Origin of the sequence: Cryobacterium sp. LW097, assembly GCF_002205495.2 — a bacterium.
GTDB lineage: Bacteria > Actinomycetota > Actinomycetes > Actinomycetales > Microbacteriaceae > Cryobacterium > Cryobacterium zongtaii.
This window is the reverse complement of sequence record NZ_CP021992.1, coordinates 3,104,140-3,130,461: the sequence shown is the minus strand read 5'-3', so window position 1 is coordinate 3,130,461 and position 26,322 is coordinate 3,104,140. Positions and strand designations below refer to the sequence as shown.

17 protein-coding genes are annotated in these 26,322 nt (G+C 65.6%); 11 read left to right on the top strand and 6 right to left on the bottom strand.

What is annotated here, in order from left to right:
- The first annotated feature begins 23 nt into the window (after positions 1-23).
- The 3 genes from B7495_RS14700 (at position 24) to B7495_RS14690 (ending at position 2,645) form a co-directional block, all read left to right on the top strand.
- Complete coding sequence (locus B7495_RS14700; RefSeq protein ID WP_088458116.1) at positions 24-488, top strand: EVE domain-containing protein; 465 nt, start codon at positions 24-26, stop codon at positions 486-488.
- A 234-nt stretch (positions 489-722) separates the two neighbouring features.
- Complete coding sequence (locus B7495_RS14695) at positions 723-1,988, top strand: hypothetical protein (RefSeq protein WP_088457236.1); 1,266 nt, start codon at positions 723-725, stop codon at positions 1,986-1,988.
- A gap of 102 nt (positions 1,989-2,090) precedes the next feature.
- On the top strand, positions 2,091-2,645 hold the full coding sequence (locus B7495_RS14690) for a 2-phosphosulfolactate phosphatase (RefSeq protein WP_088457235.1): 555 nt from the start codon (positions 2,091-2,093) through the stop codon (positions 2,643-2,645).
- A 6-nt stretch (positions 2,646-2,651) separates the two neighbouring features.
- Here the strand turns inward: B7495_RS14690 and B7495_RS14685 are convergent, their stop codons facing one another.
- Both B7495_RS14685 and B7495_RS14680 read right to left on the bottom strand, forming a co-directional pair.
- Positions 2,652-4,337 (bottom strand): glycoside hydrolase family 32 protein, encoded by a 1,686-nt coding sequence (locus B7495_RS14685; protein ID WP_088457234.1) that lies wholly within the window; start codon positions 4,335-4,337, stop codon positions 2,652-2,654.
- 4 nt (positions 4,338-4,341) lie between these two features.
- A complete protein-coding gene (locus B7495_RS14680) occupies positions 4,342-5,199 on the bottom strand; it encodes a choice-of-anchor L domain-containing protein (RefSeq protein WP_151199589.1) in 858 nt (285 codons plus the stop codon).
- 389 nt (positions 5,200-5,588) lie between these two features.
- Between B7495_RS14680 and B7495_RS14675 the strand changes: the two genes are divergently transcribed.
- Complete coding sequence (locus B7495_RS14675; RefSeq protein ID WP_088458115.1) at positions 5,589-7,166, top strand: glycoside hydrolase family 68 protein; 1,578 nt, start codon at positions 5,589-5,591, stop codon at positions 7,164-7,166.
- A gap of 93 nt (positions 7,167-7,259) precedes the next feature.
- On the opposite strand, the gene B7495_RS14670 is transcribed toward B7495_RS14675, so the two are convergent.
- The 3 genes from B7495_RS14670 to B7495_RS14660 form a co-directional block, all read right to left on the bottom strand.
- The gene (locus B7495_RS14670; RefSeq protein ID WP_088457232.1) at positions 7,260-7,751 is read right to left on the bottom strand and encodes a SprT-like domain-containing protein; all 492 of its coding nucleotides are present in this window, start codon (positions 7,749-7,751) and stop codon (positions 7,260-7,262) included.
- Positions 7,751-8,911 carry a sorbosone dehydrogenase family protein gene (locus tag B7495_RS14665; protein WP_088457231.1) on the bottom strand — a complete coding sequence of 387 codons (1,161 nt, stop codon included), beginning with the start codon at positions 8,909-8,911 and terminating at the stop codon, positions 7,751-7,753. Before B7495_RS14665 ends, B7495_RS14670 begins: the two co-directional genes overlap by 1 nt.
- Positions 8,912-8,990: 79 nt before the next feature.
- Positions 8,991-9,683: a hypothetical protein gene (locus B7495_RS14660; RefSeq protein WP_240632265.1), complete on the bottom strand. Its 693-nt coding sequence runs from the start codon at positions 9,681-9,683 to the stop codon at positions 8,991-8,993.
- A gap of 87 nt (positions 9,684-9,770) precedes the next feature.
- Between B7495_RS14660 and B7495_RS14655 the strand changes: the two genes are divergently transcribed.
- Entirely contained in the window at positions 9,771-11,552 is a 1,782-nt protein-coding gene (locus tag B7495_RS14655; RefSeq protein ID WP_168195336.1) for a CotH kinase family protein, read from the top strand.
- Positions 11,553-11,616: 64 nt separating this feature from the next.
- Positions 11,617-12,564 carry a metallophosphoesterase gene (locus tag B7495_RS14650; RefSeq protein ID WP_168195335.1) on the top strand — a complete coding sequence of 316 codons (948 nt, stop codon included), beginning with the start codon at positions 11,617-11,619 and terminating at the stop codon, positions 12,562-12,564.
- A gap of 38 nt (positions 12,565-12,602) precedes the next feature.
- Here B7495_RS14650 and B7495_RS14645 read toward each other — a convergent pair whose 3' ends face one another.
- Entirely contained in the window at positions 12,603-13,472 is an 870-nt protein-coding gene (locus B7495_RS14645; RefSeq protein ID WP_088457228.1) for a spermidine synthase, read from the bottom strand.
- A 715-nt stretch (positions 13,473-14,187) separates the two neighbouring features.
- Here B7495_RS14645 and rpoB point away from each other — a divergent pair.
- From rpoB to B7495_RS14620, 5 genes are all read left to right on the top strand, one after another.
- On the top strand, positions 14,188-17,679 hold the full coding sequence (gene rpoB / locus B7495_RS14640) for a DNA-directed RNA polymerase subunit beta (RefSeq protein ID WP_088457227.1): 3,492 nt from the start codon (positions 14,188-14,190) through the stop codon (positions 17,677-17,679).
- A gap of 44 nt (positions 17,680-17,723) precedes the next feature.
- Positions 17,724-21,620 (top strand): DNA-directed RNA polymerase subunit beta', encoded by a 3,897-nt coding sequence (locus tag B7495_RS14635; protein WP_088457226.1) that lies wholly within the window; start codon positions 17,724-17,726, stop codon positions 21,618-21,620.
- Between the two features lie 429 nt (positions 21,621-22,049).
- Complete coding sequence (locus B7495_RS14630) at positions 22,050-22,415, top strand: hypothetical protein (protein WP_088457225.1); 366 nt, start codon at positions 22,050-22,052, stop codon at positions 22,413-22,415.
- A gap of 417 nt (positions 22,416-22,832) precedes the next feature.
- Positions 22,833-23,093 carry a hypothetical protein gene (locus B7495_RS14625; RefSeq protein WP_151199588.1) on the top strand — a complete coding sequence of 87 codons (261 nt, stop codon included), beginning with the start codon at positions 22,833-22,835 and terminating at the stop codon, positions 23,091-23,093.
- 195 nt (positions 23,094-23,288) lie between these two features.
- Complete coding sequence (locus B7495_RS14620; RefSeq protein WP_121678501.1) at positions 23,289-26,177, top strand: EAL domain-containing protein; 2,889 nt, start codon at positions 23,289-23,291, stop codon at positions 26,175-26,177.
- Positions 26,178-26,322 lie beyond the last annotated feature (145 nt).

Here is a 26,322-nt window from a genome sequence, read left to right as displayed (position 1 = left end):
TCTCAGTCTGTGCTGTCAGAGCGATGCAGTACAACTGGTACGTGGCGATTCGGTACTGGCTCGGGGTGGTGCAGCAGGAGTATGTGCTGCGGAGCGTCGCCATGGGCCTGGCCCAGATGAACTTCGCCGCCCGCGAGATCCTCGAAAGCATGAACGAATCCGATGGGCTGGTCTACTACTCGCCCAAGACCGAATTCGAGGGGGAGCGACTGCGGCAGTTCACGGCGATCGGCTATGTCAGCGACAACGTGGTGGTGCAGGTGGGTGACTCCGGCAGCGAGTACCGGCCCTGGCGGCGACGGGTGCAGTACGACCCGGCCGCCGAGCCCGCGTCGATCCGGCCGCTGCTGAAGGTGCTCGACCTCACCCGCGACGACCCCGACTGGGGCCGGCAGTTGCGCCGAGGGCTGCTGGAGATCAGCCGGCACGACTTCGAGCTGATCCGGGCGCAGATGCGCCGGCCCAGCGCCGACGACCGCCGCCGCTAGCCGCGCGGCCTCGCCGCCCGCCCGTGCCTCGCGCCCGTGAGGCTTCGTTGCACCTCGTATGGCTGGCCGCGCCCGCTATAGCGGGCGCGCTGGGCCGCAGGAGGTGCAGGAGGTGCAGTGAGCAGCTCGGGGTGGTCTCGGGGTGGTCCCGCTCCCTCCGGGCGCCGTCCGAAACGCGCCCGGGACCGGCCTGCCACCAGCCATTCCACCAGCTTCGCTCAATAGGATGGCCGCATGACTGATGCTTTGTGGTGGCTCCCGTCCGTCATCGTCCTCGGCGTGGTCGTGGGCGTCATCTGGCTGTTCGTGTCGGCGTCCCGGCGCAAGGCCCGCGGCATCCGTGCGGCCGAGAACGCCGAGATCGCCGAACGAGAGCGCGCCGCGGCGATCAGCCTGGTGCGGGCGGATGACCTCATCGAGGCCGCCACCGATGAGCTCGGTTTCGCGATCGCCCAGTTCGGTGAACGAGCCACAGCCGACTTCGCCGACGCCCTCACCGTGTCCAGGCGCCAGCTGCGCGAGGCCTTCGCGCTGAAACACCAGCTCGACGACAGCGACCCGGACACCGACGCGCAGGTCCGCCAGTGGACCGAGAAGATCACCCGTCTCGCCGACGAGGCCACCGCCCGCCTCGACGCGCAGACGCGCGATTTTGATACCAAACGGGTCGTCGAGCAGAACGCTCCGCTGCAACTCGAGCGGCTGCGACGCCGCCTCGACCGCGCGAACGACCGGCTGGCCGGCGGCGCCGCCACCCTCAACCGGCTCGCCACCAGCTACTCCGCGTCGGCGCTCGCCTCGATCAGCGGCAACGTCGAGCGCGCCCGTACCGCCATTGATGTGGGCCTCAGGGCCGCGGATGCCGCCGACGCGCGCCTGGCGGCCGGGGCCACGGCACCGGTCGGCGAGCAGGTCAGCGCCGCCGAGCACGCCCTGTTCACCGCCTCGGCGCTGCTGGACGCCATTGAAACCGGTGAGGACGAGCTGCACGTGGGTTTCGCCAGCCTGGGCACGGCCCTCGCCGTGGCCGAGACCGAACTCGCCGAGGCGCGCGCCCTGCGCGACCGGCACGAGGAGACCGACGCCAGCGCCGACCTCAACCGGGTGATCGCCGCCGCGGATGCGGTCGTGGCTGAGCTGCGCCGTCCCGGCCGGGTGAGCGACCCGTCCGCCGACCTCGCCCGGCTGCGCGAGGCCCTCGACGGCCTCGACGTCACCCGCTCCGAGGCCCGCAACCGGCAGCTGCGCCGCGACAACGCCCGCGAGGCCTACGTGGGCGCCCGGCTGGCCGCTCGCAGTCAAATCGGCATCACCCGCGACTTCATCACCGCCAACCGCGCCCGCGTCGGCGCCGGCGCCCGCACCCGTCTGGCCGAGGCCGAACGCCAGCTCGCCCTCGCCGAGGCCGAGGCCGACCCGGTGACCGCGCTCGACGCCGCCCGCCGGGCCATGACCCACGCCACCGACGCCGACGCCCTCGCGCACTACGACGCCCGCTAGCTCGCCGAGTTGCCCGCCTTCGGAGTGGTTCTGCCCGCCGACAGTGTCGTCCGGTGACGAGAATCCCGGCCGGGAGAGCACCGCGCCCGGTACTCTGAACCGGTGAGCGACGCCGAGCCCCAGATCAAGTACCAGGTCCGATTCGACTGGGGCGTCGCCGGCTTCCAGGCCCTCGCCGCCGAGGCCGACGTGGTCGTGCTCGCCGATGCCCTGCCGGCCGTGGATGTCGCGCGCGGCTTCCCCACGCCGCTCGGCGCACACACCGTGATCGCGGCCGACCTCGCCACGAGCACCCTCGTGGCCGACTGGGCGCTGGCCCGCCAGACCGAGAAGGGTGACCGTTTCTCGGTGGCGGTCGTCGCGGTGGGGGAGCGCCGTGCCGACGGCACCATCCGCTTCGCCATGGAGGACCTGCTCGTGGCCGGCGCCGTGATCGACGCCCTCGCCGAACGGGGCATCGACCACTGCTCACCCGAAGCCGCCGCCGCTGCCGCGAGCTTCGTGGGCCTCAGGCGTGCCGTGAAGCACCTCGTGAAGGCCTCCGAAACCGGTCAGGCCCTCGCCGAAACCGGCCGGACCGCAGTTGTCGCCGCCGCACTGGCCCCGGCCACGGATGCCGCGGTCGCTGTCGTCACCGACTTCACCTTCCCCGCCTGAGAGCAGCTACTGGCGCTCCGGAGCCGCGACGGCCAGCGGAGTCAGGGTCAGTGACCTGACCACCGTGCTGCCGTCAACGGATTCCACGCGAAGGCCGTTGGCGCCCGGCTCCCCGAAAGCCAGCGAGCTGAGGGTCTGCCGGCCGCCGTCGGCGAACACTTCCACGGAGGAATAGTCGACGAAGATGTCGAGGTCCACGGCGCCATCTCGCAGCGGGCTGGACACCCCGCGGACCGCCCGGTACAGCTCCGGCATGGTGGCTGCGGCCGCATCGGCATCCCGGGCGATGAACACGTTCTGCAGCGCGAAGTCATAGCCGACGGTGACAAAATGGCCGCCGCCGTCCTTGATCTTCAACCGCACTTCCCGCGCCGGGCCGGCCTCGTCGGGCGACAGGGTCACCTGCAGCCGATAGGAACCGGTCCCGGGCTGCGGCAGAGTATCCGAGTCGCCGGGCGGCAGCACAGTCGTTTCGGCGGTTATCGCCTCCCCGCCGAGTTCGGAAAGAGCATCCACCGGTTGCGAAACGAGGGTCGCGGCACCGTCGAGGTCCACCAGCCGGATGCTGCGCACAATCGAGAACATCCCGCCCTGCCAGTCCGTCGTGGGCAGGTCGCCGGCGTACCCCCAGTTGTTCAGCCAGCCGATCGCGTAACGGCTGGCCAGTCTCTCCTCGGCGCTTTCGCGGGGGTCGTCCCAGGTCACCGCGGCATAGAAGTCCGCCCCGTCATCCAGCCAGCCCGGAGCCTCGCTGTCGGGCGTGAACGATGTGCCGTTCCAGTCTCCCGTCCAGTAGGCCAAACCGGTGGTTTTGTCGTACTTCGAGCCGTGGGCGCTGGCGGTCAGCACCCAGCGGGTGTTCGCTGGGTCCCCGTCCACGGACATCTGGAACAGGTCGGGGCACTCCAGTGTGCCCAGGTCGTCCCGCTCGAAACTCGATACGTAGGTCCACTCGGTGAGATCCGGCGAGGTGTAGAAGCCGACCTTGGCTCCCTCGGCGAGCACCATGACCCAGACCTGACCGGCGGCATCCCAGATCACCTTCGGGTCGCGAAAATCCGTCGTCCCAGGGTTCTCCATCACGGGGTTCGCCTCGTACGAGGTGAAGGTGTACCCGTCGTCCGTCGAATAGAACAGGGACTGGCGCTGGATGCCGTCGGCCTGTTGGGTCATGATCGCGATGACCGCTCCGGCGCCGAAACCGGCGGTGTTGTCGACGTCGATGACCGTGCTTCCGGTCTCGATGTCACCGAGGCCGTTGCCGTATTTCTCGATCGCCACCCCCTCGTCCTTCCAGTGCACGAGGTCAGTGGAGGTGACGTGGTACCACTCGGTGCCGTTCCCGTTGGGGTAGTCGGCGTTGTAGAGGTAGTAGTAATGCCACACATCGTCAAGGAGGAACGGGCGTTGCGGGTCGTTCATCCAGTTGTGCGCAGGCGTGAGGTGCAACGCCGGGCGGTAGTCGGACCAGTCAGTCGGTCGCTCGAATTGCCGGGCGTCGGTGGGCTGAGGCGCGGGCGTCTGCGACGACGTGACGGGTGGCTGCGCGGTAGGCCGCGCCAGCAGCGCCCACGTTAGGGCGCCGGCCACCGCGAGGACCACGACGGAGGCGATCACGATGAGGCGGGCACGCCGCTTCTTCCCATCGTTCTTTCCCGTCGGGGTCCCGGCAGTGGCCGGCGAGCTCTCCATGTCGTCAGCGACGCGAAGGGCTGGAGTAGAGCGACTTTGCCGCGAGCAGCAGAGTCGTGTCGAGTTGGCCGTCAAGGGTGTCGGCCACGGCGATCTTCACAGTGACCGGTGTGCCGGGCGTGACTCTCGCGTGGCACTGGAGCGGCTTGGTGAATCCGTTCATTTCCGTGGGCAGGGTGCCCGGCGTGCGGTCGGTGAAGTTGGGCACGTAGTGTTCTGGGTTGGCGGTCGGGTTGATGGTGCTGACTCCGGCGGGTTCCGAGGTGCGGGGAACGGTGGAACACAGCTGGCCGTTCACCCAGATGCCGAGCGCATCGTTGTATCCCTGGGCGGTCCAGTTCGCATACTCTTCGCTGCCGAATCCGTATTCGAGGTAAAGATGCTTGTGCTTGGGCTTCACGGTGAGTGTCAGCACGGCGGCGTCGTAGCTGGAGACTCCCGCTTGCGCGGTGAGGTCAGCATCGCCGGCTCCACCGAAGTCGCCCGTTGTCGTCAGGCTCGTATTGGGTCCGATCAGCGAGGATCTGGTGAAGTCGACGTCGGCATCCGACTGTGGATCCGCGTTGATGAGGCTCCCTGTCGAGAGCGCGACGCCGGACGAATTCCGTTTTTCGAGCATCGGAGCCGTGTACAGTCCGGCCTGCACGTCGACGCCCGAGAACGTGGCGTCCTGCACTCTGAGCCCGCGGCCGGCGAGCGAATCGGCCAATTGCGCTGCAGAGACCTCGCGCAGTGTCGACACTGACACGGACGGGGCGGCGAGAGCGGGAGAGGCCGTCAGCAGTATGGCGGCAACGGCGGCCACGCCGGCGGTAAGGCCCCGTCCTAGGGTGCCCGCGCGCCGTGATGTTTTGGTATCCATGATTCTCCAGGTGTTGGGTCGTCGGGGGACGACCGCGATGGATGGTGCTTCTGGGGAGAGACGCCACCTGAGAGATCTCCGTGGAGGTTACGCCTGTGCCAGAACCACCGTCAAGAGCGCCATTTCGGTGCGAGAGTGCCCTGGGGGACCCCTGCCGCAGTATCACGCGGATCTCAAGCTTTGAAATTCCCTCAACATTGCCGAGAACCCGGACTGGAGTCTTGACTTTTTCTCAAGAACGCTTGACCTTTCGCGATGGGAGGCAGATGGTTGGCCCTGGGGTAAGCGTCATTGAGCGGTCGATCATCCAACTTTGATCGAAAGCGGACATCGTGAAAATTCAATACCGGCCAGCGCGGCGGGCGGCCATTGGCCTGCTCTCCGCCACCATGCTCATCGCGGGCACATTGGCCCTAGGCACACTTCCTGCCCAGGCGGCGGACTTCGTTCCCGTCAACCCGGGCTTTCCCAATCCCACACCGCACAGCCAACAGGCCTATGAGCCTGAGGCGGATTTCACCTCACGCTGGACGCGCGCTGACGCGCGGCAGCTGAAGGCGATGAGTGACCCCAGCGCACCACCGCGGGAGAACTCGATGCCCGAGGAATACACCATGCCGACCATCCCGCAGAGCTTTCCCGACATGAGCGGCGGGCAGGTGTGGGTCTGGGACACCTGGACCCTGACCAACGGTCAAGCCGATCAGCTCAGCTTCAAGGGGTGGGAGGTGATTTTCTCGCTGGTCGCTGATCGCAATCTGGGTTTTGATGAGCGACACACCTACGCCAAGCTCGGCTTCTTCTTCCGCAAGGCGGATGTTCCGATCGAGCAGAGGCCGGAGAACGGCGGTTGGACCTACGGCGGTCTGGTTTTCCCTGACGGCGCCTCCGGGGCGATCTACGAGGACCAGTCGTTCAGCCATCAGACGGAATGGTCCGGTTCCACCCGGATCTTCGCCGGCAACAAGCTGCGTACGTTCTACACGGCGGTCGCCTTCTACCGCGACGCGGCCGGTCAGGACGTGAAGCCGGCCGATCCGCGTATCGTGCAGACCGAGGGTCGGATCTTCGCCGATGACACCGGCGTGTGGCTCACCGGTTTCCGCGACCAGCACCAGCTGCTGGTTCCAGACGGCACCCTGTACCAAACCAAGGACCAGAACTCGTCCGTGAACTTCCGTGACCCGTTCACCTTCGAGGATCCCGCTCACCCCGGCAAGACCTTCATGGTCTTCGAAGGCAACACGGCAGGAGACCGCGAGGCGGTCGAGTGCACGGCAGAGGACCTCGGTTACGATCCCGCCGATCCGCAACGTGAGGTGCCGGTCGGACAGGGGGTTCCGGGCGGTCCGCCGGAGATCGCGTCTGACGCGAACCTGCGGATGGGTAACGTCGGCCTGGCGGTCGCGGACAACAAGGCGCTGACCCAGTGGCACTTCCTGCCACCGATCCTGTCAGCGAATTGCGTGACCGACCAGACGGAACGTCCTCAGATCTACATGAAGGACGGCAAGTACTACATCTTCACGATCAGTCACCGTTCGACGTTCGCGCCGGGCATCGACGGTCCCGAAGGTGTGTACGGCTTCGTCGGTAACGGCGTGCGCAGTGACTTCGAGCCGGTCAACCGGGGTTCGGGTCTTGCCCTGGGCAGCCCGTCCAACCTCAACTACGCGGCCGGGTTCCCCTTCGCGCCCGACTTCAACCAGCACCCGGGGCAGTTCCAGGCGTACTCGCACTACGTCATGCCCGACGGCCTGGTTCAGTCCTTCATCGACACCATCGGAACGTCGGATGACTTCCGTCGAGGCGGAACGCTGGCGCCGACGGTGAGGGTGGACATCAATGGAGCTGAGGTGCTCGTCGACCGCAGCTACGGAACCGACGGGCTGGGCGCATACGCCGACATCCCCGCGAACGAAATCGCGGATGTCCCGGACACGCCCGATCCCCGTCCCATCGGGTAGCACCAGAAGGCGCCCATCCCGGGCGTCGGCTGATTCCTCGATCCCCACCGCGGCTGCTGCGGCGGGGATCGAGGTGTGTCCCGCCCGTGGACGTCAGCGGGCGGCGGCGGCGGCTCGGCGTCGGGCTGCCGGAGTGATCTCGCGCCGGGTCCAGGTGATCACGTGCGCGGCCGTGAAGCCGCGGCCGCACAGCCCGCAGGCCAGCGGACGAGTGGGTTGGCGGTACCGGTAGTGAGTGTGGCCGGCGGAGCAGGTGCCCACCCACGGCGCCAAGTCGTCGGCGATCTCGCCGTCGTGGGTGCGCTTGCCGTCGTAGCCGAGCCCGAGGGCCACGCTCCGCCAGACGGGGCCGTGCCCGGCCCGGGCGCCGGCCAGGGCGTGCGCCACCTCGTGCAGCAGGATCTGGTGGATCTCGTCGTCGCCGTACCGGGCGGCCAGGTACCGGGACACGGTGATCTTCTTGGCGGTGAAGTTGCACAGCCCCGCGCGCTTCTTGGCGTTGTCGAAGTCGAAGGACCAGCTGGGGTCAAGGTGCAGGGTTATCAGCGCGTCCGCCCAGTGGCGCACCCGAACCAGGTCGGCCATCAGGGCCCCACCTGCACCTGGTAAAGACGGTCGTCGCCGGGGGAGGGGGCGCCCCGGCCATCCGTATTGTTGCTCACGAACCACAGTGTGCCATCCGGCCCGGACACCACATCGCGCAGGCGCCCGAAGCTGTTGACAAACCACCCATCGACGGTGCCTGTGGAGGGATCGACGCGCCACAGCCGCTCGCCGCGGAGCGCGGCCAGAAACAGGGTGTCGTTCACCACGGCCAGGCCGCTCGGGCTCGCCTCATCGGTGGACCACTGCTGCACGGGGTCGATGAAGGCGCCACCGCCGCCTGCACCCTCCGCCTCGGGCCAACCGTAGTTGCCGCCGGCGGTGATCAGGTTGAGCTCGTCCCAGGTGTTCTGACCGAATTCGCTGGCCCAGAGCTGCCCGGACGAGTCCCAGGCGAGGCCCTGCGGGTTACGGTGGCCGTACGAGTAGACCAGGCTGCCGAACGGGTTGTCGGCCGGGGCCTGCCCGGTCGGGGTCATGCGCAGGATCTTGCCGCCCAGCGACCCGAGGTCCTGCGCGTTGCCGGACTCGCCCGCGTCGCCGACGGTGGCGTAGAGCAGGCCGTCCGGGCCGAACCCGATGCGCCCGCCGTTGTGGTTGCTTGCCGCGGGGATGCCGCTGAGCACCGACTCCGGCTCGCCGAGACCGAGGCCGCCCGCGGTGCCGGTCAGCGGCATCCGCACGATGCGGTTGTCGGATGCGGCGGTGAAGTACGCGTAGACCCAGCCGGCATCAGGGGTGGTCGGGTCGGCCGCGCCGTCGCCCGCGGCCAGGAACGCCAGCCCGAGCAGCCCGCCCTCGCCCACCGGTTCGACCCCGGCGACGGTCCCGGCGTCCCGCAGGCCACCGTCCGGCAGCAGCTCGCGCAGGAGGGCCGTGTCACGTTCGCTGATCAGGGTGGCGCCGCTGGGCAACCGCAGGATCGACCACGGAGCGTCCAACCCCTCCGCGATCACGACGGGCTCACCCAGCGGACGCACCGGCACGGGCGTCGCGTCCGCCGCCGGGGCGGTCGCCGCCGGAGTGGGCCGCGCCGGCGTGCTGGTGCTGGCGCTGGGCCGGGGAGTGCTCGCCGTGCAGGCGCACAGCAATGTCACCATGCCCGCGGCGACCACGCCGGCCCAAACCCGTCTGTGATGCATATCTCCTGCAGAATGCCACGAAACTCTTGGAATTGGTCAGATCCGTGCCCCGGCACCGGGAGCGGTGCGCGGTGGGGCGTCAGCGCAGGGCGCGGCGCTCGCCGATGAAGGACTCCACGACGGCCACGGCGATCAGGGCGCTCTCCAGCTCATCGGGCGAGGCCCCGGACTTGTCGCGCAGAAACACCGCGGCGGTGAAGTCGGCCAAGGCGCCGTCGAGGTCGTCCTGTTCGAAGTGCACCTTGCCGCGAGTCTCCCGGGCGAACGCGGCGGTGAGGTTCCACTCGTGCGTCTCCGACTCGAGCACGCACTGGGTCAGTTCGGACGCGGCCTCCTCGAGCTTGGCCTGAAACTGCATCACCTGGGCGCGGCGGATGCGGCACAGTACGAAGTCCTGCCGGTCACCGGTGAACCGGGCCTGGCGCAATGCCTGGTTGGCGATCTCGAACGCCTCGTCGAGGCGGTCGAGCAAGCGCAGCAGGGTGACCTTCTCGTTCAGCGCCGAGAGGCTGCGGAGTTGGCCGAGGTCGTCGAGACGTTCTGCGGCGGCAGGAAGGTCGACTTTTTCCCGGAGGGTGACGGCGTCGTAGCCAGTGATGATGGTCAGGATGATGTCCTTGACAGGGCGGCCGTGGGGTGCCGCGGGGAGGTCGGGTTCCCCTCCAGAGTAACCCCGGTGGCGAGGCGCTGACGCCCGATCGGGGGTATGTCCCGAGCTTTCATCTGCGCAAGAGGCATGAGAGATCCTCAGGTTAGGCGTATGGTGTGCCACCAGACGGGCATCGTCGTCAACGCCGACGCCGACTCGCTATCCGGCTTATGTCCCCGTGTTGAGGGGACCACACGAAAGGCCTCTCCAATGCAGATACAGTCTCGCGAGGGCCTAGCCCTGCGAGCGTTGGTCGTCATCATGACCGCCGCCCTCACCATCACCCTCGTCAATGTCGGTGACCCGACACACGCCACCGCAGCACCACAGACACCGAACCTGCCTACCCTGAACATCACCCTCAGCGACCCAGACGCCTCGCGCAACACGCTGAGCTACGTGCACGCATCCAAAGACAATAAGGTCGCGACAACGATGACTGTCGAGGACCCTGCCGGGGTGAACAGCATCTCGGTGCCGGCTCTCGGCGAGATCAAGGGCCGTGGCAACTACACCTGGAACCTGGCCAAAAAGCCGTACCAGATCAAGTTCGAGCAGAACACCGCTGTTCTGGGCATGGCCCCGTCGAAGACGTGGATTCTTCTCGCGAACGCCGCCGACGCGTCGCTGATGCGCAACAAGGCCGCCTTCGAACTGGCCACGTCAATCGGGCTGGCCTACTCGCCCGAGTCCAGATGGGTCGACCTCCGGGTCAACGGCGCCTACCTCGGCAACTATCTGATCAGCGAGAAGACCGAGGTCAAGACGAACCGCGTGGACCTCACTGACCCGACGGGCGTGATGGTCGAGTTGGACAACAACTATGGCCTGGCCGAGCCCTACAACTTCCGAACCGCGACCAGTAGGTCACTGTTCGTCCTGAAGGACTCGAAGGCCGGCGTTCCGGACGGGGGTCCGCTTCCAGCCGAGACCCAGGCCGGCTGGAACGACATCCAGAACACCCTGAACAGGGTGGACGCGATCCTGGCGGCGCCGCAGGTCGACTGGGTGGCGCTGAGCGCCCTGATCGACGTTGACTCGTTCGTCAAGTTCTATTACGTGTTCGAACAGACAGCCAATCCTGAGATCACGCAGTCAAGCGTCTACTTCTACAAAAACGGACCTGCCAGCAAGCTGTTCGCCGGACCGGTGTGGGACTTCGATAGCGCGTTGGGCAACTACGACCGCGCGCTGCATCTCGGCTCGGATCCGCAGGCCGACTACGCGAAGAATGCGCAGATTCTGCGGCAGCAGGGCAACGGCTTCTACTTCGACCTGTTCCGTTCCAAGGAATTCGTCCAGCGCGCCAACGAACTGTGGCAAGCGGGTATCTCCCACGAGGTCGGTCTGATGCCTGCCAAGATCACCCGCTGGGAGAGCGAAATCGCGGCCTCCGCCGCTGCGAACTTCGCCGTGTGGCCCATTCTGGGCACGCCGACGCTACTGATCGCCGGTTTCGGCAAGAACTACCACAGCACCTACGCCGGCGAGGTCGGCTACCTCCGCGACTGGCTCGCCACGCGCGCCACGATGCTGATCAAGGAACAGGGCGCCACACCGATGCTCCGGTACAAGGCCCACCTGCAGGATGTCGGCTGGCAGCGCAAAGTGAACACCGGCCAGGTAGGGGGCACCCTTGGCCAGTTCAGGCAGATGGAATCGCTCGTCGTCGAGACGCCGGGATCCCCTGCGGTCGCGAACATCGAGGCCAACGCCCACGTTCAGAACATCGGCTGGATGGGTTGGCGTCCTACCTCCAACATCGGGACGACCGGGCGAGCCCTGCAGATGGAGGGAATCCAGTTCCGCCTGACCGGGGAGCTGGCCTCCCAGTACGACATCTCGTACCGCACCCACGTGCAGGACATCGGCTGGCAGCCGTGGGTGAGCAATGGTGCCTCTGCGGGCACGACCGGTCAGTCCAAGCAAATCGAGGCGATCCAGGTGCGCCTGCTGGCCAAGGCAACGCCCACCCTTCCGGCGCTGCCCTAGGGAGCGACGAAGTGTTGAGCCGAATTGGGGTCTGTCACACGTGAGGACTCGGAAGAAGAGAGCAGTGGATGGCCGAAGCGCCCGCCGCACAGTGGTGGGCGTGGTCGCCTCCGCGGCTGCTGTTCTCGTCCTGGCCGGATGCGTATTCGTTCCCCCGGCCAATTCCGACCCGAGACCCTCCGAAAGCATCGAACCGTCTCCGCCACCGCCGACCCGGTTGGCGCTCATCTCCGACTTCGGGACGTGCGACGCCGGAGAACAATGGACGGCGGATCAGGTCGCCTCCTGGGGCGTGGACGCCATCGTGACCGCCGGAGACAACACCCAGAACGAAGTCGACTGCACTCCGTATGCCGAATCGGTCTGGGGCTACTTCGAGCAAGGCGAGGACGGGCGGGGCGCGCCACCTCTGTGGCCCACGCTCGGCAACCACGACTACTCCGATGTGGGTGCCGGCCTCGACGCCTATCGTGCGGCCTTCCCGTACCTCAGCACGGCCGCCGACGAGCAGCAGCGCTGGTACACACAGGATGTCGGCGACGTCACCCTGATCGTGCTGGACAGCGAGACCACCCCAGAGGAGTTGGAGATCCAGCGGGGCTGGTTGAAGGAAACGCTCACTGACCAGCGTGCCGAGCGACCGGATGCCTGGAACGTGGTGCTGTTCCACCGCCCCGCCTACACCTCCGGCGTCCACGAAGACAACCGGGAGATGCGGCCCACCGCTGGCTGGGACTACGCCGGGTGGGGGGCCGATATTGTCATCGCGGGCCATCAGCACATCTATGAGGACGTCGTGGTCGATGGTCTGCACTACCTCACCGCCGGCATCGGGGGTACGGCCAACACCCGCGTGTGTCCCGTCGAACTGCGAGAGGGAAGTCGGCTCTGCCTGGAGGGGACCGGGGCGAGCGTGATCGAGGCGACGGCCGATGAGTTCGTGCTCCAGTACTACCGGCCCGATGCGGAGGGCACGGCAACGCTGGGGGACACCATCCGGCTCAGCCGCTAGCGCGCTGGCCTGGTCCTGAGAACCGTGAGCGAGGGCGCTCAGTTGCCGATCTGGAACACGGTGCGGCCGGGCAGCGGCGACGGCGTGGCGGTAGCATCCGTGGACACCGACGCGGCCGACATGAACTGGGCCAGCTCGGCGCCCTCGACGACCTTGGCCGGATGCGGGCCGCCGGCCAGCAGGCGCGGCACCCAGTGCAGGTCGAGCGGGGTGTGCGCGGCCACGAAGACGATGTTGCCGAACCGGCGCCCCTTGAGCACCTGCGTCTCGGCGAGGCCGATGACGTGCCCGAACACGGCCGACAGCGTGGCGGCCTGGCTGCGGGCGAACGCGAGGCCCGGCCCATCCGCCACGTTCACCGCGAGCACACCGCGCGGCGACAGCAGCGGAGCGGCCAGCTCGTAGAACTCCCGGCTGGTCACGTGCGCCGGGGTGCGGGCGCCCGAGAAGATGTCGACGACCACGAGGTCCACCGAGCCGTGCAGCCCAGCGGGCAACTTGCCCAGCACCTCGCGGGCGTCACCGTGCCGCACCCGCAGGTTGGCGCGCTTGTCCCAGGGCAGTTCGGCGCGTACGAAGTCGATGAGGTCGCTCTCGATCTCCACCACCTGCTGGCGGGAGCCGGGCCGGGTCGCCTCCACATAGCGGGGCAGGGTGAGCGCGCCGGCGCCGAGGTGCACGGCCGTGATGGCCTCGCCAGGGTCGCCGATCAGGTCGATGACGTGCCCGATGCGCTGGATGTATTCGAAGAACAACTCGTCGGGGTTGTCGATGTTCACGTGCGACTGCGGGGTGCCGTCCACCACCAGCTGGTAGCTGCCCGGCGTGAACCGGTCCGGCTCGATGACGGCCTGGTGCCCGCTCAGTTTCAGTGTGATCGTCGGATGTTCGTGCTCGCCCCTGCTCATCCCCCCAGTCTGACAGCCCCGCGCATCCGTGCGCCGACTTGTGCCACAAGCACCCGTAGCGGGCCCGGAAGGGGCGCTTTGCGGCAAATCGCGCAGAACCCGCCCCCCGACTTGCGCCGCATGCACCCTTAGCGGGCGCTGAAGGGGTACTTTGCGGCAAATCGGGAGCCACGATGCGGCCGTCGCTGAGCTGAGTTGCCAGTTGACGCCCCCACAGGGGCCAGCGGCGGGCGCCAACTGGCAATTCACCACCGGCCCCTGCGGTGAGGTGCCACTTGACGCCCCTTCAGGGCCCGCCACACGGCGCCAACTGGCAAGTCGGCGACCACGCCCGGAGCGGATGGCTGCGCGATACCGACGACACGCGCTCGACGGCCGCAGCAGGACGCTGCCGGATGAGGCACAATGGAGCAACTCAACACCCCGCCCGCCGCTCCAGCCGGCCGGTGAAACCGGGTTATACCTGAGAATTTGGCGAAGGTCAACATTCCAGTAGACACGGGCGCAACAACGGCATATAGTTGACCTTTGCGCTCCCAGATTTAACTCTGCCTTCATATTGCGGTCGGCTTTGCGTGCTCAAGCCACCTTGCAGCACATTTCTGAGCCGGATGTCCTCATATCTCAGGATGGACATCCCTGCTCAGGATCTGCGGAGTCCATACCAAATTACTAACAGTGATTAGACCTGACGGGGTCCACGGAGGTTACTTCCTTGGCTGCTGCGCGCAACGCAACCACCAATTCACCCAAGAACGGACGAGCTGCTGGCCGTCTTTCGTTCGCAAAGATTTCTGACAACCTCACGGTTCCCGATCTGCTCGCTTTGCAGACCGAGAGCTTTGACTGGCTCGTCGGAAACGACATCTGGAAAGCTCGCCTCGCCGAGGCCCAGGCTGCCGGTCGTCACGACCTGAACGCTCGCACCGGTCTCGACGAGATCTTCGAGGAGATCTCGCCGATCGAGGACCTCAGCGAGACGATGCAGCTGTCCTTCACCAACCCGGAGCTCGAGCCGGAGAAGTACACCATCGACGAGTGCAAGGAAAAGGGCAAGACCTATTCCGCACCGCTGTATGTGAACGCTGAGTTCATGAACCACCTCACCGGTGAGATCAAGACCCAGACCGTGTTCATGGGCGACTTCCCGCTGATGACCCCCAAGGGCACCTTCGTGATCAACGGCACCGAGCGTGTCGTCGTGTCCCAGCTGGTGCGTTCGCCCGGTGTGTACTTCAACCGCGAACAGGAGAAGACCTCCGACAAGGACATCTACTCCGCCCGCGTCATCCCGAGCCGTGGTGCCTGGCTCGAATTCGAGATCGACAAGCGCGACCAGGTCGGCGTTCGCATCGACCGCAAGCGCAAGCAGTCCGTCACGGTGTTCCTCAAGGCCCTCGGACTCACCTCCGAAGAGATCCTCGAGGAGTTCAAGGGCTTCGCGTCCATCGAGCTCACCCTTGAGAAGGACAACATCCTCACCAAGGAAGAAGCCCTCAAGGACATCTACCGCAAGCTGCGCCCGGGAGAACAGGTCGCCGCCGAGGCCGCGCGTGCGCTGCTGGACAACTTCTTCTTCAACTCCAAGCGCTACGACCTGGCCAAGGTTGGTCGTTACAAGATCAACCGCAAGCTGGGCCTCGAGGCGCCGCTCACCGACTCCGTTCTCACGCTCCAGGACATCCTGGCCACGATCAAGTACCTGGTTGCGCTGCACGACAACCAGACCACGATCCGCGGCACCCGCGACGGCGTCGAGACCGGCATCCGCATCGACATCGACGACATCGACCACTTCGGCAACCGTCGTATCCGCGCCGTCGGCGAGCTCATCCAGAACCAGGTCCGCACCGGCCTGTCCCGCATGGAGCGCGTCGTTCGCGAGCGCATGACCACGCAGGACATCGAAGCGATCACCCCGCAGACCCTGATCAACGTGCGCCCCGTCGTCGCCGCGATCAAGGAGTTTTTCGGTACGTCGCAGCTGTCGCAGTTCATGGACCAGAACAACCCGCTCGCCGGACTGACGCACAAGCGTCGCCTGTCCGCGCTGGGCCCGGGTGGTCTGTCCCGTGACCGCGCAGGTGTCGAGGTGCGAGACGTTCACCCGTCGCACTACGGCCGCATGTGCCCGATTGAAACCCCGGAAGGCCCGAACATCGGCCTGATCGGTTCGCTCGCCTCGTTCGCGCGGATCAACGCCTTCGGTTTCATCGAGACCCCGTACCGTCGTGTCATCGATGGTGTCGTCTCCACGACGATCGACTACCTCACCGCAAGTGAGGAAGACGAGTACATCGTCGCGCAGGCCAACGCCCCGCTGACCAAGGCCGCCCGCTTCGCCGAGACCCGTGTTCTCGCGCGTAAGAAGGGTGGAGAGGTTGACCTCTTCCCGGCAGAAGACATCGGCTACATGGATGTCTCGCCGCGCCAGATGGTTTCCGTCGCGACCTCGCTCATCCCCTTCCTCGAGCACGACGATGCTAACCGCGCACTCATGGGTGCCAACATGCAGCGTCAGGCTGTGCCGCTGCTGCTCAGCGACAGCCCGCTGGTCGGGACCGGTATGGAGGGCTTCGCGGCCATCGACGCCGGCGACGTGCTCACCGCACAGAAGTCCGGTGTGGTCATGGAGGTGTCGGCTGACGTCGTCACCATCCAGCTCGACGAGGGCGGAACGCAGGACTACTACCTGCGCAAGTTCAGCCGCTCCAACCAGGGCACCAGCTACAACCACCGCGTCATCGTCAACGCCGGCGAGCGTATCGAGGCCGGCGAGGTCATCGCAGATGGTCCCGCTACCGACAACGGTGAGCTCGCACTCGGAAAGAACCTCCTCGTGGCATTCATGTCATGGGAGGGTCACAACTTCGAGGACGCCATCATCCTGAGCCAGAACCTGGTGAAGGACGACGTTCTCTCCTCGATTCACATCGAAGAGTACGAAGTGGATGCGCGCGACACCAAGCTGGGCAAGGAAGAGATCACTCGCGACCTGCCCAACGTCTCCCCGGACCTGCTTGCAGACCTGGACGAGCGTGGCATCATCCGCATCGGCGCCGAGGTTCGCCCCGGCGACATCCTCGTGGGCAAGGTCACGCCGAAGGGCGAGACCGAGCTGTCCGCCGAGGAGCGCCTGCTGCGCGCGATCTTCAACGAGAAGAGCCGCGAAGTTCGCGACACTTCCCTGAAGGTTCCCCACGGTGAGCGTGGCACCATCATCGGTGTCAAGGTTTTCGACTCGCAGGATGGCGACGACGAGCTCGGCTCGGGCGTCAACCAGCGTGTTGTCGTCTTCATCGCCCAGAAGCGCAAGATCACCGAGGGTGACAAGCTCGCCGGTCGTCACGGCAACAAGGGTGTCATCTCGAAGATCCTGCCGGTCGAGGACATGCCGTTCCTCGCCGACGGAACCCCGGTTGACATCATCCTGAACCCGCTGGGTATCCCGGGCCGCATGAACTTCGGTCAGGTGCTGGAGACCCACCTCGGGTGGATCGCCAAGCAGGGCTGGCAGGTCGAGGGTAAGCCCAAGTGGGCCGGCCGTCTTCCCGAAGCCGCGCACAGCGCCGCCCCGAACACCAAGGTCGCGACCCCGGTGTTCGACGGCGCGCTCGAGGAAGAAATCGCCGGTCTGCTCGACTCGACGACTCTGACTCGTGACGGCGACCGCCTGATCGACTCGACTGGAAAGACGCAGCTGTTCGATGGTCGCTCCGGCGAGCCGTACCCGATGCCCATCGCGGTCGGATACATGTACATCCTGAAGCTGCACCACCTCGTCGACGACAAGATCCACGCACGTTCGACGGGCCCGTACTCCATGATCACGCAGCAGCCGCTGGGTGGTAAGGCGCAGTTCGGTGGACAGCGTTTCGGTGAGATGGAGGTGTGGGCGCTCGAAGCATATGGAGCCGCTTACGCCCTGCAGGAACTCCTGACCATCAAGTCGGACGACATCCTCGGCCGCGTCAAGGTGTACGAAGCCATCGTCAAGGGCGAGAACATCCAGGAACCCGGTATCCCCGAGAGCTTCAAGGTTCTGATCAAGGAAATGCAGTCGCTGTGCCTGAACGTCGAGGTGCTCTCGGCCGATGGAACCGCAGTCAGCCTGCGCGACACGGATGACGAGGTCTTCCGCGCAGCGGAGGAACTGGGCATCAACATTTCCACCCGGTTTGAGTCGTCGTCAATCGACGACATCTAAACCAGGCCACTGACGAATACTCGAAAACTTTCCAAGGAGAGAAATTGCTCGACGTAACAACATTTGACGAGCTTCGCATTGGCCTGGCCACCGCTGACGACATCCGTCGTTGGTCGCACGGTGAGGTCAAGAAGCCCGAAACCATCAACTACCGCACACTCAAGCCGGAAAAGGACGGTCTCTTCGGAGAGCAGATCTTCGGACCGTCCCGCGACTGGGAGTGCTCGTGCGGCAAGTACAAGCGAGTGCGCTTCAAAGGCATCGTCTGTGAGCGCTGTGGCGTAGAGGTCACGAAGTCGTCGGTGCGCCGTGAGCGCATGGGCCACATCGAACTCGCCGCCCCGGTCACCCACATCTGGTACTTCAAGGGTGTGCCCTCGCGTCTCGGTTACCTGCTGGACATGGCTCCGAAGGACCTCGAAAAGGTCATCTACTTCGCTGCCTACATGGTCATCGAGGTTGACGAAGACGGTCGCCACCAGGACATGCCTGGGCTGGAGAACGAACTGCGTCTCGAGATCAAGACCCTCGAAGGCAGCCGCGACTCCCGCATCGCCGACCGCCTGCAGCGCCTCGAAACCGACCTCGCAGCACTGGAGGCCGAAGGCGCCAAGAGCGACCAGAAGAAGCGCACCAAGGACGCCGCCGAGAAGGAGATGTCGCAGGTTCGCAAGGCCCTCGACGAGCAGATTGCTCACCTCGAGCGTGTCTGGGAAGACTTCCGCACCCTCAAGGTCGGCGACCTGAAGCCGGAAGACTCCGTCTTCCACGAGCTCCAGGACCGCTTCGGCATGTACTTCGAGGCCTTCATGGGCGCCGAGGCCATCAAGAAGCGCCTCGAGGCCTTCGACCTGGTCACCGAGAGCGAAAACCTGCACCTGCAGATCGCCGAGGGCAAGGGTCAGAAGAAGATCCGCGCCATCAAGCGTCTGCGCGTCGTCAACGCCTTCATCATGACCGGCAACTCGCCGGCCGCGATGGTGCTCGACGTCGTGCCGGTCATCCCGCCGGAACTGCGCCCGATGGTGCAGCTCGACGGTGGCCGTTTCGCGACCTCCGACCTCAACGACCTCTACCGTCGTGTGATCAACCGCAACAACCGTCTGCGTCGTCTGCTTGACCTCGGTGCCCCCGAGATCATCGTGAACAACGAGAAGCGGATGCTGCAGGAGGCCGTTGACGCGCTCTTCGACAACGGTCGTCGTGGCCGTCCCGTCACGGGTACCGGTAACCGCGCCCTCAAGTCCCTGAGCGACATGCTCAAGGGTAAGCAGGGTCGGTTCCGTCAGAACCTGCTCGGTAAGCGCGTTGACTACTCCGGCCGTTCGGTCATCATTGTCGGCCCGCAGCTGAAGCTGCACCAGTGTGGTCTGCCCAAGCAGATGGCTCTGGAGCTCTTCAAGCCGTTCGTGATCAAGCGCCTGATCGACCTGAGCCACGCTCAGAACATCAAGGCCGCCAAGCGCATGGTCGAGCGCAGCCGCCCCCAGGTGTGGGACGTGCTCGAGGAGATCATCCGTGAGCGCCCGGTTCTGCTGAACCGTGCACCCACGCTGCACCGCCTCGGTATCCAGGCCTTCGAACCTCAGCTCGTGGAGGGTAAGGCCATCCAGCTGCACCCCCTCGTCTGTGCGGCGTTCAACGCCGACTTCGACGGTGACCAGATGGCTGTGCACCTGCCGCTGTCCATGGAGGCCCAGGCCGAAGCGCGCATCCTGATGCTCGCCTCGAACAACATCCTGAAGCCGTCTGACGGTCGCCCGGTGACCCTGCCCACCCAGGACATGATCATCGGTCTGCACCACCTGACCACGCTCAAGGACGGCGTCACCGGCGAAGGCCGCGCGTTCACCTCTGTCTCGGAGGCCATCCTGGCGCACGACCAGAAGTCGCTCGACCTGAACGCCAAGGTGCGCATCCGCATCAGCGACCTGTACTTCACCGAGGGCACTCAGCCCGATGGTGTTGAGCTGGTCGATGGTCAGGCCGTCGGAACCGTACTGGTGAACACCACGCTGGGCCGCGCAATCTTCAACGAGGCGCTGCCGGCTGACTACCCGTACTTCGAGAAGGTTGCCGACAAGGGCACCCTCTCGGCCATCGTGAACGACCTCGCCGAGCGGTACCCGAAGGTGGAAGTAGCGGCAACGCTGGACCGCATCAAGGACGCCGGCTTCTACTGGGCCACCCGCTCCGGTGTGACCGTCGCGCTCAGCGACATCCTGACGCCTCCGAACAAGAAGGAGATCGTCGGTACCTACGAGAAGATGGCCGCGAAGGTTCAGTCGCAGTTCGAGAAGGGTCTCACGACCGACCTCGAGCGTCGTCAGGAGCTCATCCAGATCTGGACCAAGGCGACCGAAGACGTCGCCGCGGCCATGCAGGCGAACTTCCCGGCCGACAACACGATCAACCGGATGGTTACCTCTGGTGCTCGTGGTAACTGGCTGCAGGTGCGAAACATCGCCGGTATGCGTGGTCTGGTTAACAACCCGAAGGGTGAGATCATCCCTCGCCCGATTATCTCGAGCTACCGCGAAGGCCTGTCCGTCGCCGAGTACTTCATTGCTACTCACGGTGCTCGTAAGGGTCTGGCCGACACCGCTCTGCGTACCGCAGACTCCGGGTACCTCACCCGTCGTCTCGTCGACGTCTCGCAGGATGTCATCATCCGCGAAGACGACTGCGGTACGACCAAGGGTCTGGAACTGCCGATCGCCACGGTCGACGCCGCCGGCGCTCTCTCACGTCACCCCAACGTGGAGAACGCGGTCTACGCCCGCAGCCTGGCCGCCCCCGCGGTCAACGCCAAGGGTGAGGTCGTTGCTGACGCCGGAGACGACGTCGGTGACGTGATGATCGAGAAGCTGGTTGCCGCCGGCGTCGAGAACATCAAGGTGCGCTCGGTGCTGACCTGCGAGTCTGCTGTCGGTGTGTGTGCGGTCTGCTACGGCCGTTCGCTCGCTACCGGCCTGCTCGTGGACATCGGAGAGGCCGTCGGCATCATCGCCGCACAGTCGATCGGTGAGCCCGGCACGCAGCTGACCATGCGTACCTTCCACACCGGTGGTTCCGCATCCGCAGACGACATCACCCAGGGTCTGCCCCGGGTGCAGGAGCTCTTCGAGGCGCGTACCCCCAAGGGCGCATCGCCGATCGTCGACGTTGCTGGCCGCATCACCATCGAGGACACGGATCGTAGCCGCAAGGTGATCCTGACCCCCGACAACGGTGACGAAGCAATCGCCTACCCGGTGCTCAAGCGCGCGACCCTCCTCGTTGAGGATGGCCAGCACGTGGAGCTCGGCACGCAGATCATCATCGGCGCCGTCGACCCGAAGGAAGTTCTTCGCGTCAAGGGTGTCCGTGCGGTGCAGAAGCACCTCGTTGGTGGCGTGCAGGATGTCTACCGTTCGCAGGGCGTGCCGATTCACGACAAGCACATCGAGGTCATCGTTCGTCAGATGCTTCGCAAGGTGACTGTGGTGGAGCACGGCGACACCGGCCTGCTGCCGGGCGAGCTCGTTGACCGGTTGAAGTACAACGAGCTCAACCGCACCGCGCTCACCGAGGGCAAGAAGACGGCTTCGGCTCGTCAGGAAGTCATGGGTATCACCAAGGCTTCGCTGGCTACCGAGTCGTGGCTGTCGGCCGCTTCCTTCCAGGAGACCACCCGGGTTCTGACCCAGGCGGCCATGGAAGGCAAGAGCGACCCGCTGATGGGCCTGAAGGAGAACGTGATCATCGGTAAGTTGATCCCGGCCGGCACCGGTCTTCCCCGTTACCGCGACGTCAACGTCGAGGCAACGGATGAAGCCAAGGCTGAGCGTTACCCGAACCGCATCTTCACTGATGATGCAGCGTTCACCGAGGGTGACCTGAGCTTCGTCGACTTCGACAGCTTCTCGTCGGACGACTTCACCCCCGGTACGTACAACTAACCGAGTGTGATTCCCGGATGGCCCCCTGCTTCGGCAGGGGGCCATCCCCCGTTAACGCCCCACCGTTGATCGAGCTTGTCGAGTTCCACCGGCCTCAATCACCGGCACCCCCATTTCGGGCCCTAGAACGGCCTGGCCCGCCTGGACCGTCCGTCGGGGCCGATCGTATCCGCTACGGTTGGCCTCAACACGGCCGGGGCGGGTCGACGGCCGAAATCCCGGGGGACTCCACTCATGAACACAAGCAGTACTCAATCACTGAAGCGCGTGGTCAGGTCCCATTTAACGGGATTCACGGGGTGGAGGGCGGCTCGCGCGTTCCTGCCTGCGGGGCTGGTTCTTCTGCTCGTGGCGGGATGCTCCATTCTTCCCGGCGAAGCTGGCGAGCCGGCGAACACCGATTCAGCCGGAGGGCCGAACTCCGCCCAAGTGAGCGAGGACGAGGCGAACATGCCAGTGGTTGATGCAGTGAAGGCAAGTTCCAATGAGATCTCAAAGGTGAGGGTTGTTCCTGCGATTGATGGGCTGGCGAAGTTCTTGAACGTCTCTGTGGCGATGACCGGGGAACAGGTCACTGCCGCCCAGATCGACGCCATGCTGGCGGCTGCGACTAGCGTCATTCCTGAGGAAAACCAGAGGATCAATTTCAGCGTGCGGCGGTCAGATGGCCGTGAGCGGCTATCAATTGTGGAGCAGGCTCAAGAGCTAGGCGTGCCCGAATTTTACGTCCACAGCGACTACACGCTCGCTATCCCGCTGGAGTGGCTAGAGTCGAAATACGGAACTGCCCCGTGACGTCAGATTCTGGTCTGCCCCGCTGGCGCTCTCGTCTGGCCTGCAAATAATTCTCCATTGAGCTGCTCGACGACGCTCTATCAAGGACCTTGTGCTTCGTCGACTTCGACAGCTTCTCGTCGGACGACTTCACCCCCGGTACGTACAACTAACCGAGTGTGATTGCCGAGGATGGCCCCCTGCTTCGGCAGGGGGCCATTCCCCGTTAACCGGCCCCCCCACGTTGATCGAGCTTGTCGAGATCTGGCTAGACGACCTCTAAACGCATGGTCACCGGGTTCGACAGGCGCGTTAGGTTTGGGCCGTGGCATGTAGTGAGTGCCGCTTCGATGTCAAATGGAGCAGGACGGGTTCATCCTGACTTGGGGCGATCCTTAGATCCCGTTTGAGTCGCTTAGAAGACCCGTGAGGGACGCCGTGAGTGGCGAAACATATTTCCTGGTCGAGCTCACGGCTTTCGGTGTTAGCGCGGCGGTCGAATTGCGCACGAAGGTGAAGTCGTACAGGTTCGGCAGCGATGAGGAACTGGCGACGGCGAGGCGGCTCGCTGCGGAAGCGCTGCTGGTCTACGGGTCAAACTACAACGGCTTGACATACCCAGACGGGGAGAACCGGGTTGAGCTCAATGGGGTCGAGTTACGGCTAAGTGATTTTGGCATTGAGGGTGCGTGCGCGTGAGCCACGTGATCGAGCCCGTCCCGCGGTTCGAGCCCCCACGTTGATCGGGCTTGTCGACGTCCGGTAAGCCGACTTCTCAGCGCACGTCACCTGGTTTCGACAAGCTCTACCAACGGGGTGGGGTTCTACGATTGGTGGCCCGGTAGAATCATCATGACGAGTGGCGCTCCTGCCCATCGGGAGCAGAGGCACATCATGCGGTTGGCCAGTCTCACTGCAGCGGCCGTTGCCGGGGCGGTCGGCGTGATCCTCCTCATCGGATGGTACGTCGGGATCGCCGCGATCCCTGGGGTTATCGCCGGCCTGTGGGCGATCAAACCGATGACCGCAGTGGGCTTCGTCCTCGTCTCTACCGCCGTGGCAATGTTGGACCGGCGGCGAGTCAGCCTGGGTCTGGGTCTCGCTGTTGCCATGATCGGTGTGCTCACCCTGGCCGAGTACATCTTCGGGATATCACTCGGCATTGACGAGCTTGCGGGTATCGACTTCGACGGGCAGACCGCGCGCATGGCGCCGGCCACTGCGGTGTCGCTGCTGCTGCTCGGGGCATCCGTCGTCGCCAGTCGGCTCGCCCGCGCCGGCGTGATGCTCGGACTGGCCTTCGGGACGCTCATAATCAGCCTGATCGCGATTCTCGGCTACGCCTACGGGGTCTCCTCCCTCTACAGTGTCGGCGGGTTCGCGAGCATGGCCTTGCCCTCGGCGCTCGGACTGGCGATTTTGTCGTTGTCGATCCTTCTGCAGCGTCCCGCCAACGGTCTGATCGCGCTGCTACGCGACCCGGGTAGCGCGGGGCATCTGCTCCGCCCGGTCATTCCTGTCTTGTTCCTCGGCCCGTTCGTCCTGGGGCTCGCCGACCTGGCGGGCCGCCGCCTGGGCTGGTACGACACGGTGTTCGGCGTCGCCATCCTGATCGCGGTCATGACAGTTCTCGGCACGGGGCTCGCCTGGATCGCGGCGCGCCGGCTGCGCACCCTCGATCGCCAGCGGGACGCGGCCATGCAGGCCCTCGCCGAGGCCAACCACACCCTTGAGGAGACGGTTGACGCCCGCACCCGGCAGCTGGCGGAGACGGCGGACACGCTCCACACGCTGATCAAGATCGCACCGGTTGGCATCGTGCAACTGGATGCTGCGGGCGGAATCATTTCGGCTAACGACCAGTGGCTCGCACTGAGCGGGCTCACGAAGCGCCAGTCGCGGCGCGACGGCTGGGTCGCGGCCATGCACCCCGACGACGCCGACCGAGTGCGTCAGGAATGGCACCAGTACGCCGCCGCAGGGGAGGCCTACGAGACGACCATGCGATTCCGCACTCCCTCCGGCCAGGTCAACTGGGTGCAGGTGAGCACCGCCCCGATTACAGACGCGAGGGTTGTGTTGGGGCACCTTGCCAGCGTGACCGACGTGACCGCGCTGCGCGCTGCCGAACACGCGGCATCGGCGGCCAGTGCCCGCTTCGAGGCCGCCTTCGCCTCGTCGCCGCTCGGAACAGCCATCGTGTCGCTGGACGGAATAGTCGTCGAGGCGAACAAGCGGCTCTTCGACCTGGCCGGGTCATTGATCCCGGTGGTGAATCAGCCCATCGAGTCGATGTTCAGCCCGGCGAATGCCGGTGATGGCGCGGCATCCGCGACGGTCGGCCTCGACGGCCCGACGGGCCGCCGTATGGACCGTCGGATGCGACGCGACGACGGTGAGGAAACCTGGGTCAAGGTCAGCATCGCCGAGATCAACGAGGGTGAGCAGGCCGGCGGGTTCCTATACCAACTCGAGGACATCACCGCCCGGCGCCTGGCCGAAGCCCGGGTCGAGCACCTCGCTTTCCACGATCCGCTGACAAACCTGCCCAATCGCCTGCTGCTACTCGACCGGCTGAACCAGGCTCTCCTCCAGGCGTCGCGTCGCGGTACCGGCGTCGCCGTGTTGTTCATCGACCTCGACCGATTCAAATTCGTCAACGACAGCCTCGGCCATCACGCCGGCGACGCCGTCCTGATGCAGGTTGGGCTCCGGCTGCGCCAGCATGCCAGGGCGACCGACACGGTGTCCCGCATCGGCGGGGACGAATTCGTGGTCATTTGCCCGGATGTCGGCCGCAGCGGGGACGTCAATAAGATCGCCGAGGCGTTCCAGAAGGCCATCTCAGAGCCGATCCAGTTTGGTGACCAGATCGCATCCGTGGATGCCAGCATCGGCATAGCATTCGGGCTCGGTCATGACGACGCCGAGTCATTGCTGCGCAACGCTGATCAGGCGATGTACCTGGCCAAGGGACGGGGCCGCGCCCGATACGAGGTCTTCGACGACGACCTGCGCTACCGCATTCACCAGCGGCTCGACACCGAGCTGGCTCTGCGCGACGCCGTCGCTCAGGGCGAGATCGAGACGTGGTACCAGCCCATCGTGGACCTGCAGGAAAACCGAGTCGTGGCGACCGAGGCCCTCGCGCGCTGGCGGCGGCCCGAGCGCGGGCTGATCCCCCCGGGGGAGTTCATCGCTATTGCCGAAGAGGTCGGCTTGATCAAGGGCATCGGCGCCACGGTGCTGGGCCAGGCCTGCCACGCGGCGACCGCCCTGGAGCGCGACGTTGCCGTCAGCGTGAACGTCTCGGCCCGGCAGTTCGTGCAGGACGACTTCGGCGCTGTCGTCAAGCGCGCGCTCAGGGACTCGGGTCTGGCCCCTGACCAGCTCTGGCTGGAGCTCACCGAGAGCGCCGTGCTCGAGGCGATCGACTCCGCCGCCCGAACCTTCCAGGAGCTGCGCGCCATCGGAGTGCGGCTCGCCATCGACGACTTCGGCACCGGCTACTCGTCGTTCACACATTTGCGCGAGTTCACCGTGGACCTGTTGAAGATCGACCTGTCGTTCATCCGGGACCTCGAACGGTCCGAACACGATCGAGCGATAGTGGAAGGAATCCTCCGTTTGGCGGACTCCCTCAATCTGGATGTGGTCGCCGAGGGCATCGAGACCACCAACCAGCAAGACCTGCTGCAGGCGATGGGCTGCCGCTACGGCCAGGGTTACCTCTTCTCGAAGCCGACTCCCAGCGCTTCCCCCGCGGTCGTCTTCGCCACCTGACTCGCTCGTCCTTATGCTCGTCGCCGACAAGCGCGACCAGCGGATGCGAGGAGCCACCGTGTGACAGACAGTGCGGACTAGGTCGCGCAACAAGGAGTCATGAACACACGGTGGCTCGCGACCCATGATGCCCCGCATCCGGCCC

Bases quoted from the DNA above. Each gene is read 5' to 3' on its own strand.
- B7495_RS14655 (WP_168195336.1), top strand. From the start codon at position 9,771: ATGCAGATACAGTCTCGCGAGGGCCTAGCCCTGCGAGCGTTGGTCGTC.
- B7495_RS14645 (WP_088457228.1), bottom strand. From the start codon at position 13,472: ATGAGCAGGGGCGAGCACGAACATCCGACGATCACACTGAAACTGAGC.
- B7495_RS14685 (WP_088457234.1), bottom strand. From the start codon at position 4,337: ATGGAGAGCTCGCCGGCCACTGCCGGGACCCCGACGGGAAAGAACGAT.
- B7495_RS14695 (WP_088457236.1), top strand. From the start codon at position 723: ATGACTGATGCTTTGTGGTGGCTCCCGTCCGTCATCGTCCTCGGCGTG.
- B7495_RS14620 (WP_121678501.1), top strand. From the start codon at position 23,289: ATGCGGTTGGCCAGTCTCACTGCAGCGGCCGTTGCCGGGGCGGTCGGC.
- B7495_RS14680 (WP_151199589.1), bottom strand. From the start codon at position 5,199: ATGGATACCAAAACATCACGGCGCGCGGGCACCCTAGGACGGGGCCTT.
- B7495_RS14665 (WP_088457231.1), bottom strand. From the start codon at position 8,911: ATGCATCACAGACGGGTTTGGGCCGGCGTGGTCGCCGCGGGCATGGTG.
- B7495_RS14670 (WP_088457232.1), bottom strand. From the start codon at position 7,751: ATGGCCGACCTGGTTCGGGTGCGCCACTGGGCGGACGCGCTGATAACC.
- B7495_RS14700 (WP_088458116.1), top strand. From the start codon at position 24: ATGCAGTACAACTGGTACGTGGCGATTCGGTACTGGCTCGGGGTGGTG.
- B7495_RS14675 (WP_088458115.1), top strand. From the start codon at position 5,589: ATGCTCATCGCGGGCACATTGGCCCTAGGCACACTTCCTGCCCAGGCG.